The sequence below is a fragment of the Streptomyces odontotermitis genome, from assembly GCF_050510915.1.
Taxonomy (GTDB): Bacteria; Actinomycetota; Actinomycetes; order Streptomycetales; family Streptomycetaceae; genus Streptomyces.
Genome location: NZ_JBNJLS010000005.1, coordinates 520,747 through 534,747 on the forward strand (window position 1 = coordinate 520,747; position 14,001 = coordinate 534,747).

At 73.1% G+C, this 14,001-nt stretch carries 11 protein-coding genes and 2 pseudogenes; 5 read left to right on the top strand and 8 right to left on the bottom strand.

Features of this window, described 5'->3' with window-relative positions; translation table 11 throughout:
* Window positions 1–95 precede the first annotated feature (95 nt).
* The 3 genes from ACQB60_RS18345 to ACQB60_RS18355 form a co-directional block, all read right to left on the bottom strand.
* A complete protein-coding gene (locus tag ACQB60_RS18345; protein WP_496927057.1) occupies window positions 96–1,409 on the bottom strand; it encodes an ABC transporter substrate-binding protein in 1,314 nt (437 codons plus the stop codon).
* A complete protein-coding gene (locus ACQB60_RS18350) occupies window positions 1,384–1,962 on the bottom strand; it encodes an MTB12 C-terminal domain-containing protein (protein ID WP_496927058.1) in 579 nt (192 codons plus the stop codon). Before ACQB60_RS18350 ends, ACQB60_RS18345 begins: the two co-directional genes overlap by 26 nt.
* Window positions 1,963–2,084: 122 nt before the next feature.
* A complete protein-coding gene (locus tag ACQB60_RS18355) occupies window positions 2,085–2,342 on the bottom strand; it encodes a hypothetical protein (RefSeq protein WP_496927115.1) in 258 nt (85 codons plus the stop codon).
* A 78-nt stretch (window positions 2,343–2,420) separates the two neighbouring features.
* Here ACQB60_RS18355 and ACQB60_RS18360 point away from each other — a divergent pair.
* The 3 genes and pseudogenes from ACQB60_RS18360 to ACQB60_RS18370 form a co-directional block, all read left to right on the top strand.
* Window positions 2,421–2,870 (top strand): annotated as a pseudogene (locus tag ACQB60_RS18360) (hypothetical protein); the annotation flags it as partial.
* 184 nt (window positions 2,871–3,054) lie between these two features.
* The gene (locus ACQB60_RS18365; protein ID WP_496927059.1) at window positions 3,055–5,988 is read left to right on the top strand and encodes an ABC transporter permease subunit; all 2,934 of its coding nucleotides are present in this window, start codon (window positions 3,055–3,057) and stop codon (window positions 5,986–5,988) included.
* Window positions 5,985–6,638, top strand: a pseudogene (locus ACQB60_RS18370) (ABC transporter ATP-binding protein); the annotation flags it as partial. The gene ACQB60_RS18365 and the pseudogene ACQB60_RS18370, both read left to right, overlap by 4 nt.
* A 103-nt stretch (window positions 6,639–6,741) precedes the next feature.
* Here ACQB60_RS18370 and ACQB60_RS18375 read toward each other — a convergent pair.
* Together ACQB60_RS18375 and ACQB60_RS18380 are read right to left on the bottom strand one after the other, a co-directional pair.
* A complete protein-coding gene (locus ACQB60_RS18375) occupies window positions 6,742–7,380 on the bottom strand; it encodes a transglycosylase family protein (protein ID WP_496927060.1) in 639 nt (212 codons plus the stop codon).
* Between the two features lie 218 nt (window positions 7,381–7,598).
* Entirely contained in the window at window positions 7,599–8,237 is a 639-nt protein-coding gene (locus ACQB60_RS18380; protein ID WP_496927061.1) for a LysM peptidoglycan-binding domain-containing protein, read from the bottom strand.
* Window positions 8,238–8,768: 531 nt separating this feature from the next.
* Between ACQB60_RS18380 and ACQB60_RS18385 the strand changes: the two genes are divergently transcribed.
* On the top strand, window positions 8,769–9,551 hold the full coding sequence (locus ACQB60_RS18385) for a DUF8842 C-terminal domain-containing protein (protein ID WP_496927062.1): 783 nt from the start codon (window positions 8,769–8,771) through the stop codon (window positions 9,549–9,551).
* A gap of 725 nt (window positions 9,552–10,276) precedes the next feature.
* The gene (locus ACQB60_RS18390) at window positions 10,277–10,645 is read left to right on the top strand and encodes a hypothetical protein (RefSeq protein WP_496927063.1); all 369 of its coding nucleotides are present in this window, start codon (window positions 10,277–10,279) and stop codon (window positions 10,643–10,645) included.
* A gap of 166 nt (window positions 10,646–10,811) precedes the next feature.
* On the opposite strand, the gene der is transcribed toward ACQB60_RS18390, so the two are convergent.
* The 3 genes from der to cmk all read right to left on the bottom strand — a co-directional run bounded on the left by der (window position 10,812) and on the right by cmk (window position 13,757).
* Window positions 10,812–12,317, bottom strand: a complete 1,506-nt coding sequence (der, locus tag ACQB60_RS18395; protein WP_496927064.1) for a ribosome biogenesis GTPase Der — start codon at window positions 12,315–12,317, stop codon at window positions 10,812–10,814.
* 88 nt (window positions 12,318–12,405) lie between these two features.
* Window positions 12,406–13,104, bottom strand: coding sequence for a lysophospholipid acyltransferase family protein (locus ACQB60_RS18400; protein ID WP_496927065.1), 699 nt, complete (start codon window positions 13,102–13,104; stop codon window positions 12,406–12,408).
* On the bottom strand, window positions 13,062–13,757 hold the full coding sequence (cmk, locus tag ACQB60_RS18405) for a (d)CMP kinase (protein ID WP_496927066.1): 696 nt from the start codon (window positions 13,755–13,757) through the stop codon (window positions 13,062–13,064). The genes ACQB60_RS18400 and cmk overlap by 43 nt, the downstream gene beginning before the upstream one ends.
* Window positions 13,758–14,001: the final 244 nt, after the last annotated feature.

The following is a 14,001-nucleotide window of genomic DNA, read 5'->3' on the forward strand; positions in this document are numbered from 1 at the left end:
ATTCCGGTTCCCGGGTTGGTCGTCATCATCATCTTGTTCTGGAACTGATGCCGCACAGAGACCCGGAATCGGGAACTCCTGTGCTCCGACCTGCATCAGGGCTGGTAACCGAGCTGCGGCACATCGAAACAGTTGTGACGCATGTCACCCGCCTGTGTGACCCAACCTCGGCCGTCTTTCCAGCGGGCGACCGAGACACATGTGCGACGCGTCTTCGGCGGCTCGGCCAGTCGCTCGTACGTCACCGGGAGCAGCAGACCGCGCGCGGTGTAGGGCTTGCCCCGGTCCATGAAGCGGTCGACGCACGCGCGCGTGATGTCGCCGTCGCGCCCGCACGCCCGTGCGGCGTCCGTGAACCACATGGCCGCGGCCCACCCCTCCACCTGCCACTGGGAGTGCGTCTTCAGCCCCTTCGTGGCGGCACGGAACTCGCGCAGGGCCGGCTGCCCGGTGCCGGTGGCACCCTCGTCGTCGTAGTTGAGGCTCGAACCCGTGGCCCACAGGGCGTTGCGGCAGCGCGGGGCGTCCTTGTAGTCCTCGGCCACCGTCGACGCCCAGTTCTGCACGTTGGTGACCTTCGCGGTGACCTTCGCGCCGACGGCGTCCATCGCCTCGCACAGCTGCGCGTTGCCGTGCGTGTCCATCGCGTCGAAGACGAGGTCGGCGCCCTGCTCCTTCAGGTCGGCCGCCGCCGCCCGGAAGTTGGGCAGCGCGAAGTCGACCTGCTCGGTGACGACCTTGTAGCCCTCGGCCTTCAGGCCCCGGGTGACCAGGCGGGCGTACGCGGCGGAGGCGGACTGGTTGTAGGAGACGACGGCGGCGGTGCGCGCGCCCTGCTCGCGCTTGAAGTAGCGGTAGACCTCCGTGCCGCCGTACAGCGTCCCGTCCCAGCCGGGCTCGCCCTCGCGCGGAGCGAGGCTGCCGTAGATCCCGTACAGGTGCGGATACGTGTCGTACGCGGACCCGATGGGCTGGCCCCCGATGTCGGGCACGCCCGCCGCCGAGACCCGGGAGGCCCCCGCGTAGTCCAGGGACGTGGTGGCGACGAGGGCGACGACCCGCTGCTCGTCGACGAGCTTGTGCACGCAGTCGTTGTTGCCGACGCCGCTGCCGCCGTCGTCGCAGGTGTGCACCTCGACGCGGCGGCCGTCGATGCCGCCGCGCGCGTTGAGGCGCTCGAAGTACGCCTTGGCGCCGTCGCGCGGGCCGGTGAAGGCGGCGCCGCCCACCGGGCTGGTCTCGCTGGTGACGATGCCGACGCGGACCGGCGCCCCGCCCGCCGTGGCCCGCCCGGTGGCCCGGTGCTCGAAGTCGCTCTCGGGCAGGCGGCTGCCGCAGCCCGCGACGGTCAGGGTCAGCAGCAGGGCTGCCGCGAGCGCGGCCCTAGCAGCCGGGCCCGGGGGACGCATTGCCGCTCATCTTCACCAGGGCACACAGGGTGTTCACCGACACCTTCCACGTCCCGCCCTGACTGACGGCCGTCCCTTCGGCGTTGGGCAGCGCGGTGGCGCCCTTGAGGGTCAGCACATAGGTGACCTTGGCAGCTTCGCCGGAGGTGAACTCGACCTTGCTGACCTTCGTCTGGACCTGCCGACCGCGTTTGTCACCGCTGAAGCTCTTGAGGACGCCGCGCATCTTCTCGCCGTTCTCCAGGTACGACTCCTTCTCCTTGAGCGGGACGGCCGGGTCGAAGAACTTCTCCCAGTTCGTGCTCACTTGCTTCTTGGCGGCCGCGGGATCGGCCGGGGCCGTCGCGCTCTTGGAGGGGGCCGGCGGTGAACTGGTCTTGTCCACCGGGGGTTTGGGGGGACTCTTCTCGCTGCCGTCGCCGCTGTCGTCCCCGCAGGCCGTGGCGGCCGACGCGAGCAGCAGGACCGTCGCGGCCGTCCACGCCGCGCCGCGCACCCGGCGCCGTCCCCGCCCCCGGCCCAACTCCCTTGTGAAGCCTGCCCCGCGCACCATCCGCTCACCACCGGGTCTCGGTCCGGGCTCAACTCGGCCCGAAGGTTTCAGCGTCAGCTTCCAGAAGGCATAGTGCAAGCGATCGGCTGACATGAACAGACCCGGCAGAGCTACGACGCGCGTCACGACGCGTGTCCGAGGGGGCCTGGATGCGGGAGGAACAGGCGGTTCAGGCGGATCAGACGGATCAGGCGGCGCAGGGCGATCAAGAGAAACGGCCGGATCGGACGGGTCGAGCGCGTCGGGCGGGTCGAGCGCGTCGGGCGGATCAGGCGGGTCAGACGGATCGGGTGGCTCACATGGACCAGACGGATCACACGGGTCAGGCGGATCAGGCAGATCAGGCGGATCAGGCAGATCAGGCAGATCAGCGAGGTCAAGCGGATCAGGCCGCTCGTACGACGCGCTCGGCCCGCTCCGCCCAGACGGCCCGCGCGGCCCGGGAGCGCGCGGCCCGGCTGCGCTCCGTCCACCCCGTGCTCTGGGCGGCCTTCGGGGCGCTCGCCACCGGGGCCGTGCTGTGCGTCGTCGGCTGGTACGGGATCTCCGGAGAGCGGTTCGCCGAGCGGCAGTTGCCCTATCTCGCCTCGTGCACGGTGCCCGGCGCCGCGCTGATCGTCGCGGGCGCGGTCCTGCTCGGCCACGGCAGGAGCGGCCTCGCGGCGGCGCGCGTCGAGGAGTTGTACGGGCTGCTCGTGACCGCCGGGACCGCGGAGGAGCCCGCGCCCACCGGGCAGAGCGCCTCCGTCGCGGTCAGCGGAGAGCTCCTCATGGTCCCCGGCGGCACCCTCCGCCACCGCGCCGACTGCCCCCTCGTCGCGGGCAAGCCCGAGGCGGTGCCGGTCGACGCGCGGGTGCTGGAGAGCGGCGAGCTGGAGCCGTGCCCGATCTGCGAGCCGTCGGGGGCGGTGGGTGCCGGGGCGCCGGAGGCGACCGAGGCCACCGAGGTAACCGGGGCGACCGAGGTGACCGAGGCGACCGAGGCGACCGAGGTGACCAAGACTCCCGAGGTGACCGAGGCTCCTGAGACCCGCGCCGCCCCAGATCCCCCCGAGCGCCCCACGCCCCCGCCCGCCCCGGAGCACTGACCCCGTGGCCTCCCTGAGCTACGACCTCACGCTGGCCGGGCTCTCGGTCGGCAGCGCCGCGGCCCTCACCGGGATCGGCCTGATCGTCACGCACCGGGCGACCGGCGTGCTCAACTTCGCGCACGGCGCCATCGCGATGATCTGCGCGTACCTGGTACGGCAGTTCGCCGTCGACTGGGACTGGCCGCTCTGGCTCGCCGCCTCGGTCACCCTGCTCGTCGTCGCCCCCGCGATCGGGCTGCTCCTCGAACGCGCCGTGTTCCGCCCGCTCGCCGTGCTGGGCGGCGACCCGGCGCAGACGCTCGTCGCCTCGATCGGCCTGTTCGTGCTCCTCGTGGGCGGGGCCGCGCTGGTGTGGGGCGGCGGGGCGCGGGCCGACGCCCCGGTCCTCGTGTCGGCCGACCCCTGGGGGCAGTTGGCGGTCACCCTCGCGCTGGCGCTCGCCGTGTGGGCCGTGACGCGCCGGACGCGCTTCGGCGGCGAGCTGCGCGCCGTGGTCGACGACCGCTCGCTCGCCGTGCTCGGCGGGATCGACGCGGACCGGGTGGCCGCGGCGGGCTGGGCGTTCGGGGCGTTCACGGCGGGCCTGACGGGCGTGCTCCTGGCCCCCTTCGTCCGCCTGGACCCGTACGGACTGCCCCTCCTGGTCATGGAGGTGATGGCGGTGGCGGTGGCGGCGGGCATGCGGAGCCTGCCGGTGGCGGTGGCCGTGGCGCTCGGACTCGGCGTCGCCCAGAGCCAGTTGACGCGGCTGCACCCCACGGGGTGGGCGCAGCCGCTGCTCCAGGCGGTGGGCGCGAACCTCTTCGTCGTGGCGCTGCTGATCGCCGCGCTCGTCCTGCCGGGCATCGGCGGCAGGACCGGAACCGGCGGCCGGGGAGCGGGGGGCTCAGGAGGCTCGGGGGACGCGCTGCCGCGCACGGCGACGGCCCGGGTCCCGACGCCGCCCGGCGCGTGGATCGTCGCGGTCGTGCTCTTCCTCATCCCCCTGGGCTTCGCGGGCTCGGACCTCACGACGTCCGTCCAGGTCCCGGCGCTGGCCGTGGTCCTGCTCTCCCTGGTGGTGGTCACGGGCCGCGGCGGCCAGATCTCCCTGGGGCAGGCGGCATACGCGGGTCTGGGCGCCCTGTTCACGGCACTCCTGGCGACGGGCCGCTTCCCCGGGCTGCCCGAACTCCCCTACATCCCGGCCCTCTTGGCGGCCGTACTCCTGGTGGCCCCCCTCGGGCTGCTCACCGGCTGGCCCGCGATCAGCCGCCACGGCCTCGCACTGGCACTCGCGACCTTCGCGGTCGGCGTCGGGGTGAGCCGCTTCGTCTTCGCGCAGCCGTACGCGACGTCGGGCCTGACGTTCGGCCGCCCGACGGGCTTCGGCGGCGACCGCGCGTACTACCTCCTCGAACTCGCCCTCCTGGGCGGGGCGTTGCTCTCGGTCGCCGCACTGCGCAGGGGCCGTGCGGGGCGCGCGCTCGCGGCGATGCGGGACCACGAGGCGGGGGCGGAGGCGGCCGGGGTGCCGGTGCGCACACTGAAGCTCGCGGCGTTCGTGACAGGTGCGGCGCTCGCCGCGCTCGGCGGCGGGATGCTCGCCATGGGGGTGCGGGCCTTCGACCCCGCCGCGTTCGACCCGGTGCGCGGGCTCCTCTGGTTCGCGGCGATCGTGGTCCTGGGCGCGGACAGCCTCCTCGGCGCACTGGTCGCGGCGGCCCTCCTGGTGGGCCTGGACGCGGGCACCCGCGGCGGCGTCGCGGCGGCGGTGGTCGGCGTCCTCGCGGTCCTCGTCGGCCGCTTCCCCGGCGGCCCGTACGAGGCGCTGCGCGCGACGACGGCACGCCTGCGACGACGGCCGCGACTGACGCCGACGGGCGAGGCGGTGCGGGCGCGCCTCGGGCTCCGCCCCCGGACGCGACCAGCCGGCCCCCCGGCCCTCCCCCCTGCCCCCCATGCACCCATGAACGCCCCGCAGCCGCGCTACGGACCCAGGGGCGGGGACGCGGCGGTATGTCCGCCCGCAGTACAGCAACCGGACGCGACGGTACGTACGTACTCACAGGGCGCCCCCGGCTTTTCGAGGACGGACATACCGCCGCGTCCCCGCCCCGCCCCCAGCACGCGGCAGGCGCAGGCGCAAGCACAGGCACAGGCACAGGCACAGCCGCAGACGCAGCCGAAGCCTCAGCCGCAGCCGAAGCCGCAGAGAAGGAGAACCACCAAACCACCCCCCACGCTCTCCGCCCACCACCTCACCCTCACCTACGACGGATTCACCGCGCTCCGCGACGTCTCCCTCACCCTTCCCCCCGGCCACGTCACCGCCGTCGTGGGACCCAACGGCGCGGGGAAGAGCACCCTCTTCCACTGTCTGGCCGGGACGTTGCGGCCCGACGCGGGGCGGGTGACGTTCGGGGGGCGGGGCATCACGCGGCTGCCCGCGCACGCCCGCACCCGGCTCGGGGTCGCCCGCACCTTTCAACAGCTGGCCGTCTTCCCGACGTTGACCGTCGCCGAGAACGTCCGCGTCGGGGCCGAGCAGGGACGCGTACGGGATCCCGGCGCCGCCGAACGGGCCCTGCGGCTGCTCGGGCTCGACGGCGACGTGCGCGCCGCACCCGCCGCCGGGCTGCCCACCGGGACCCTGCGCCGCGTCGAGCTGGCCCGCGCCCTCGCCGGGCAGCCGCACGCCCTGCTGCTCGACGAGCCCGCCGCGGGCCTCGATGCCGCCGAAGTCACCTCGCTGGTCAGGGTGTTGGGCGCCCTCGCCGCCGACGGCATGGCCCTGCTCGTCGTCGAGCACGACCTCGACCTGGTCGCCGGACTCGCCGACACCGTGCACGTCCTGACGGCGGGCCGCATCGTCGCGTCCGGCCCCGCCGACGAGGTTCTGCACACCCTCGACTCCGAGCGGGGGACCCGTACAGGAAAGGCGCCGCACCCATGAAAGGCATCGAACTGCGTCAAGTCCGCGTCCACTACGGCCCGCTGGAAGCACTGCACGGGGTGACCCTGGCCGCCCCCTCCCCCGCTGTCACCGTCCTGCTCGGCCGCAACGGATCCGGCCGCACCACCGCGCTGCGCGCCCTCGCCGGGACCGTCCCCCTGTCCGGCGGCGGGATCCGGTGGGACGGGGCCGACGTCACCCGGCTCGCCGCGTACGAACGGGCCCGCCGCGGGCTGTGCCTCGTACCGGACCGGCAGGCCGTCTTCGGCTCCCTCAGCGTCGCCGACAACCTCCGACTGGCCGCCAGAGGACAGGACTTCGAGACGGCCCTCGACGCCTACCCCGAACTGCGCCCCCTCCTGCCCCGCCGCGCGGGCACCCTGTCCGGCGGCGAGCAGCGCATGCTCGCCCTCTCCCGCGCCCTGCTCGGCCGCCCCCGCGTGGTCCTGGTCGACGAGCCCGCCCAGGGCATGTCGCCCACGGTGGCCGCCCGCACGTACGGGCTGCTCAGCAGCCTCGACGCCTGCGTCGTGGTGGCCGAGCAACGACTGCCGCCCGGCCTGCGCGAGGGCGCGGGCCCGGCGGTGGTGGTGCACGAACTGCGCCGGGGTGCGGTCGAGTTCAGCGGTGAGGCGGCGGAGTGGCGGCGGCGCGGGACTCCCCCTGCGGAGGTCAGGTACGGAACTCCCCCTGCGGAGGTCAGGTACGGAACTCCCCCTGCGGGGGTCAGGTACGGGCCTGACCCGGCGGGGGTCAGGTACGGGCCTGGCCCGCGCCCTTCGGGATGAGCAGCATCGTGCCGACGTTCAGCCGGTCCGGGTGCGGCCCGATCATGTCCTTGTTGGCCTTGTACAGCGCCTGCCAGCCGCCCTTGATCCCATAGCGCTTCGCGATCGAGCTGAGCGTGTCGCCGGGACGGACGACGTGGATGCGGCCATTGAGCTTGAGCCCCTTGGAACAGACCGGCCATGCCTCCCAGCCCTGCGTGCGCAGCACCTCCTCGGCGACCTTGATCTGCTCGTCACGGGTGGCGAGGTCGGCGCGCGGCGCGTACTTGAGGCCGCCGTGCTCCTCCCAGGTGGGCTGCCAGAACTGCAGCCCGCCGTAGTAGTCGTTGCCGGTGTTGGTGTCCCAGCGCCCGCTGCTCTCGCACTCGGCGAGACAGCTCCACGGCCACGCGGTGCGGGCGCAGTCGTACGTGCCGGGGGCGAGGGCGCCCGGCCCCGGCAGCGGCGGGGGCGGCGTCGCGTGCGCGGGGGCGGGGAGCGCCAGGAGGGCGAGGACGGCGGCGCACAGGGCCGCGAGGAACGGGACGAGGACGGCCGCCGGCCGAGTGGCGGGCCGAGACGCGGCCCCGGCCCGCTCCGTCGGGTTGTGCAAGATCGGATACATCGGGTCACGCTAAGCAGCCGTGCCACGGCCGTCCGGGGTGCCGCGCCGCCCCGGACACGGCCCCACCCGGTCGGACGACGAGGTCCGGGAGCGGGGCGGGGCCGTGCCGGGCGCACGAAACGGGCACGAGTCCTGACTCGGGAATGAACTCAGGAGCAAGCGCGGGAACGCGCGCAGGTGCGGACTCGGGAACAGACGTGGAACGAACGGACGTGGGCTCAGACGGCGAGCCGCTGCCCCGGCAGGATCATGTTCGGATTCCCGCCGATGACCGCCCTGTTGACGGCGTAGAGCTGCCGCCAGCTCGTGCGGTGCGCCGCCGCGATGCGGCTGAGGGTGTCGCCCCGCTTCACCGTGTAGCCGCTGCCCTTCTGCGCGCCGCGCAGGGCGTGGCGGGGCGTGCCGCGGTCGGTGTGCCGGGGCGCGACGCTCCGCTGCTTGGCGGGGCGCTGCTTGACTGACTTGGGCGCCGCCTGCTGCTGTGCGCCCGCCGCGGGCGCGGAGCCATACGCTCCCGCGCGGGCCGAACAGGTCGGCCAGGCGCCCCACCCCTGGGAGCGCTGGACCTTGGTGGCGACAGCGATCTGCTGCGCCCTGGACGCCTGAGCGGCGGTCGGCGCGTAGGCGGTGCCGCCGTACGCGCGCCAGGTGCCGGCGGAGAACTGCAGCCCGCCGTAGTAGCCGTTGCCCGTGTTGATGTGCCAGTTTCCGCCGCTCTCACACCGTGCGATGCGGTCCCACACTCCGTTGTCCGCCGCGCCGGCGTGGCCGGGCGCGACGAGCAGGGCCAGCGGGGCGAGAAGTGCCGCGCCGCCGATCACTGCCGTCTCACGAATGCGCTGGGGACGTGCGGACATGAATATCCCTCTCGAAGGACCCGGGCTCTCCCCGGCCGTCGGGTCCCGCGCGCGTCCGGCGCCGGGGTCCCGTCCGGCCCCGTCCGCCAGGGATCGTGCTGTGGTGCGTGATCGCGTGGTGCTTGAGCTGGCTGGTGCGACCGGCGGACGTACCCGAGCGGTGCTCGCTGCACACGGCGGTGGAATCTAGAGCCCCGCTCGCCCCGCTATCAATCAATTCCTTGTCATTCCAGGCCAGTTGAGCGTTACCCCGGGTATCGGCGAGTTTCGGCCACCCACTTCATTCCGTGATTTCCCCATTTATCAACCCTTCACCGCGTCGATCTGTGACTCAGCTCACCGCCGTAACTTCCTTGCAGGCAGCAGGTGTTGGCGCGGAGTGACACATTCCGCCCCACAACTCACCCTCCGCTGCGGATGGTTCGATTCCGTTCGCCTCCGCGCGTGACTTGCGCCACTGATCGCCCGTTGTTCCCTTTACCAGCCGGGCGCCGTCCGGACCCCCACACATCAAGTTCCGAGGAGCCAACCGTGCCGCGCATGCTCGACGTCAGCGACGACGTTCGCGCCGAGATCGGCGACGAAGAAGCCGACCGCCTGGTCGCCGGGGAGAACGCCCCGGGCAGCTACGACTGCACCTCCTGCCGCACCCCGGGCGACTCCGAGCAGGAACGCACCAGCACGGTCCTGTTCGTCGGCGAGGAGACCGCCGTACTCGCCTTCGCCCACGCCACCTGCCTGCCCTCGCAGATCGTCCCGGTCTCCGAGGAGCAGCTGCAGGGCGCCGTCCGCTCCATCACCGGCGAGGACGGCCCCGAGCCCGCCGAGATCACCCCCTCCCAGGCCGTGCTCGGCGTGACCAGCGGCCTCGTCCTGATCGAGGGCGAGCTGCGCCCCGCTCTCGTCGTCGAGCCCACCGGCCCCATCGCCCGGCCCGGCGCCGAGCCGGGAGGCGGCGACGACTTCCTCCCGCTCCTCATCGAACAGGGCTTCATGCCGGTCACCTCGCTCGACTCCGTGCCCCCTGCGCTGCAGGGCTGGTCGGTACTGCTCGCCATGGGCCAGCTGCACGCGGTGCTCCAGCCCGGCACCGGCGGCGGCTCCCCCGTCGCGTGGTGGCAGGCGCACCAGCCGCTCCAGGTCACCGAGGGCTGGCGGGCCGCCGCCAACAAGCTCCAGACGGTCCTGGTGTTCGCCGCCCCGGTCGGCTCCATCGGCCGCCAGCCCCGCGAGGACGTCCTGCGCACGGCCCTCGACCAGGCGGCGGCACACGGCCGCCTGGTCGCGTGCGCGATGCCACTCGCGGGAACGTGAGGGACTCCCCCACAAGGAACACGACGAGCCGACGGGGCACCCGCCGGACGACGGGCCCACATCGCGCACCGCAGAGCGCACGCACCTCAGAGCGCACGCACAGCAGACACACCAGCACAGGCGTTCGCGAAGCACCCCGCACCCATGCCGCGGAGCACCCCGCACCGACGTCGCGAAGTACGCCACACCGGCGTCGCGGAGCACCCCACACCCACGCCGCGAAGTACCCCGCACAGGCGTTCACGGAGCACCCCACACCCACGCCGCGGAGCGCGCCCCACACAGGCATTCACGGAACGCACCACACCCACCCGCAGCCGCACCGCCGTCGCAGAGCACCCGGCTCTCGGCCCCGCGTCGCAGAGCACGCCCTTCCCGCACCCGCGTCGCGGAGTTACGGGTGGGCGGGTGGGAAGACGCCGCGGAGCGGCGGAGCAGTCGCGTCGCGGAGCGACGAAGTCCCGGCCGCGGAGCGGCAAAAGGCTTCCGGTGCGGAGCTCCGGGAAAAGCCCGACGCGGAGCGGCGGAGAAGAACAAGCCCCCCTCCCTCCCCCCCCCCCGGCGCGGAGCGGCGGGAAAGAGCCAGCCGAACGCGCCGGTTCACACACCCCCGTACCAGCAAAAGCGGCGCAGCCCCCGCATCCGTCGGCCCCCCTTTTCGTTGGCAGGTCGTGCACCCATACGACCCCTCACGCCACCGCCCGTACCAGACCCCCATCCCCTCCATGCGCGCCGCGCAGGAGACAGCGGGGGACCACTCGACGACCCCGATCTACGACGCGCTCTACGCGGAGTACCTGAGGTCGTTCCGGGCCCTGCCGGGCGACCGGACGGGCGAGGAGGAGCTGGGGTTCACGGCCTTCGGCACCGGCCCCCTCGGCACCGGGGGCTACGGCGCGCAGCAGTCCCACTCCCTGCTCTACATGCAGGACCCGCGCCACCTCGGCCAGCACAACCAGCACGGCACGCACAGCCAACACGGCCAGCACCACCACAGCACCCCCGCCCCCGGCACCTGGCGCCCCCCGGCCCGCCAGCACGCCACCGGCCACTTCCCGGCCGCCCTGCCCCCCGGCCCGCGCAGGGAGCACTGACACACGCACCCCACGCACCACACGCCAACGGCTCTCTCCCGTCGAACCAACTCGTCGACGGAAGAGAGCCGTTGGCGCAAGTAAGCCCGGCTACTTGCCAGCTGCTGACTACTTGCCAGCTGCTGACTACTTGCCGGCTACTGGCTGCTTGCCGGCTACGCGAGCCCTACTTCTTCCGCCCCCGCTTCTCCCGCACCCGCACCGAAATGTGGATCGGCGTCCCCTCGAACCCGAACTCCTCCCGCAGCCTGCGCTCCACGAAGCGCCGGTAGCCCGCCTCGATGAAGCCGGAGGCGAAGAAGACGAAGCGCGGGGGCTTCGTGCCCGCCTGCGTGCCGAAGAGGATGCGGGGCTGCTTGCCGCCGCGCACCGGGTGCGGATGAGAGGCGACGAGCTCGCCGAGGAAGGCGTTCAGACGCCCCGTCGGCACCCGCGTCTCCCAGCCGTCCAGGGCCGTCTCGATCGCCGGGACGAGCTTCTCCATGTGCCGCCCGGTGCGCGCCGAGACGTTCACCCGCGGCGCCCACGCGATCTGGCCGAGCTCGGTCTCGATCTCCCGCTCCAGGTAGTAGCGGCGCTCCTCGTCGAGGGTGTCCCACTTGTTGAACGCGACGACGATCGCGCGGCCCGCCTCGACGGCCATCGTGACGATCCGCTGGTCCTGGATGCTGATGGACTCGCTGGCGTCGATGAGGATGACCGCGACCTCCGCCTTCTCGACGGCGGCGGCGGTGCGCAGGGACGCGTAGTAGTCGGCGCCCTGCTGCAGGTGGACGCGCTTGCGGATGCCCGCCGTGTCCACGAACTTCCAGGTGACACCGCCGAGTTCGATGAGCTCGTCGACCGGGTCGCGGGTCGTGCCCGCCAGTTCGTTGACGACCACGCGCTCCTCGTTCGCGACCTTGTTGAGGAGCGAGGACTTGCCGACGTTCGGGCGGCCGATGAGCGCGATGCGGCGCGGGCCGCCGATGCCGGCGCCGCCGAAGGTCTGCGCGGGCGCCTCGGGCAGCGCCTCCAGGACGGCGTCGAGCATGTCGCCGGTGCCACGGCCGTGCAGCGAGGAGACCGGGTGCGGCTCACCGATGCCGAGGGACCACAGGGCGGTGGCGTCGGCCTCGCCGCTCGGGCCGTCGACCTTGTTGGCGCAGAGCACCACGGGCTTCTTGGCCTTGCGGAGCAGCCTGACGACGGCCTCGTCGGTGTCGGTCACGCCGACCGTGGAGTCCACCACGAAGACCACGGCGTCGGCGGTCTCGATCGCGTACTCGGCCTGGGCGGCCACGGACGCGTCGATGCCGAGCACGTCCTGCTCCCAGCCGCCGGTGTCGACGACCTTGAAGCGGCGCCCGGACCACTCGGCCTCGTACGTGACGCGGTCACGGGTGACGCCCGGCTTGTCCTCGACGACGGCCTCGCGGCGCCCGATGATGCGGTTCACCAGGGTCGACTTGCCGACATTGGGGCGGCCCACGACGGCGAGCACGGGCAGCGGGCCGTGGCCCGCCTCCTCGATGGCGCCCTCGACGTCCTCGAGGTCGAAGCCCTCCTCGGCGGCGAGCTCCATGAACTGCGCGTACTCGGCGTCGCCGAGCGCCCCGTGGTCGTGCCCGGCGAAACCGTCCGCAGAGCCTTCTGCGGAGCCGTCGCCCTCGGGCTGGATCTGGTCGTTCATGAAGTCCGTACCTCGTCGTTCATCGTGGTGATCGGTGCACCGGCCCTCTTCTGTCCGTCACGGGCCGGTGCACTACTGAAAGTCTCGCTCAGCGCCCGGTCAGGCGCCTGGCATCGTCCAGGTGGGCGGTGAGCCGCTCCTGGATGCGCACGGTCGCCTCGTCCAGCGCCTTGCGCGTGCGCCGCCCCGACCCGTCTCCCGCCTCGAAGGGGTCTCCGAAGACCACGTCGACGCGGCTGCGCAGTGGGGGCAGCTGCTTTATCAACCGTCCGCGCCGCTCGGTGCTTCCCAGCACCGCTACCGGCACGATCGGGGCGTCGGAGCGCACCGCGAAGTACGCGAGCCCGGCGCGCAGCGAGGCGAAGTCGCCCTCGCCCCGGGTGCCCTCGGGGAAGATCCCGAGGACGCCGCCCTGCGCCAGGACGCCGAGCGCGCCGGTGATGGCCGTGCGGTCGGCGGTCGAGCGGTCCACCTTGACCTGGCCGATGCCCTGGAGGAACGGCCCGAGCGGCCCGATGAACGCTTCCTTCTTGATCAGGAAGTGGGTGGGCCGGGGGGCCACGCCCATCACCATCGGGCCGTCGACGTTGTGCGAGTGGTTCACGGCCAGGATCACCGGGCCGCTCGCGGGAACCCGCCAGGCGCCCAGGACGCGCGGCTTCCACAGGCCGTACATCAGGCCGACGCCGATGCGCCGCCCGACCTCGGCACCCCGCTCCGAAGGCACCGCCGAAGGCGCGTCCGTCACTTCCCTGCCCGCTTCTCCTCGACGAGGGTGACGACGCACTCGATGACCTGCTGGAGCGTGAGGTCGCTGGTGTCGACCTCGACCGCGTCGTCCGCCTTGGCGAGCGGGGACGTCTTGCGGCTGGAGTCGGCCGCGTCCCGCTTGATCAGGGCTTCCTTCGTGGCGGCCACGTCGGCGCCCTTGATCTCACCGCTGCGGCGGGCCGCGCGGGCCTCCGGCGACGCGGTGAGGAAGATCTTCAGGTCGGCGTCGGGCAGCACCGTCGTGCCGATGTCGCGGCCCTCGACCACGATGCCCTTCTCGGCGGCCGCGGCGATGGAGCGCTGCAGCTCGGTGATGCGGGTGCGCACCTCGGGGACGGCGCTGACGGCGCTGACCTTGGAGGTGACCTCGGTGGTGCGGATGGGGCCCGCGACGTCCGTGCCGTCGACCGTGATGGCGGGCGCGGTCGGGTCGGTGCCGGAGACGATCTCGGGCTTGTCCGCCGCGGCCGCAATGGCCTGCGGGTCGGTCAGGTCGATGCCGTTGCTCACCATCCACCAGGTGATGGCCCGGTACTGGGCGCCGGTGTCCAGGTAGCTGAGCCCGAGCTGGTCGGCGACGGCCTTCGAGGTGCTCGACTTACCCGTGCCGGAGGGTCCGTCGATGGCGACGATCACGGCTGCCGGAGCGGCGGTTGCGGCGGTATCCACGGGCTGCGGGCACCTTTCTGTGTACGCGGGGCAGGAGTGCGGAGCGCAATCACGCCCCGCACAAGGTTACTGGCTCCCACGACCGCGTTTTACGGCCGGTACGGGGCGTACACCCCGTCCCCTTCGCCACGCAGCGTCGCCCCCCCCTCGCCGCGAAGCGCCGTCGCCCTCGCCGCGCAGCGTCGTCCCCCCTCGCCACGGCGTCCAGCTGCCGCCGCCCCTACTGCTGCCCCTATCTGCTGCC